Below are 274 nucleotides of genomic sequence, written 5' to 3' on the forward strand. Positions count from 1 at the left end.
GATTATTAAGCTTGAATTTCGTTAGAAATTCACTCGGTTTATTGCTTGGTAAAATCTATTTGCTTACTTATCTAGTTTTCAATGTGCAATTAAAAAAATGGTGGGCCTAAATGGACTCGAACCATCGACCTCACGCTTATCAGGCGTGCGCTCTAACCAGCTGAGCTATAGGCCCTATCTATTTTTGAATGTTAAATAAACATTCAAAACTGAATACAATATGTCTCCGTTATTCCATGACCTAATGGTCATTCCGTAATATCCTTAGAAAGGA

At 36.1% G+C, this 274-nt stretch carries 1 tRNA gene; it reads right to left on the bottom strand.

The window, feature by feature from the left end:
- Positions 1-98: 98 nt before the first annotated feature.
- Positions 99-175: transfer RNA gene (locus tag CD129_RS12520), tRNA-Ile, on the bottom strand.
- Positions 176-274: the final 99 nt, after the last annotated feature.

Source organism: Mammaliicoccus fleurettii (assembly GCF_003970575.1).
In the GTDB taxonomy this organism is placed as follows: Bacteria; Bacillota; Bacilli; order Staphylococcales; family Staphylococcaceae; genus Mammaliicoccus; species Mammaliicoccus fleurettii.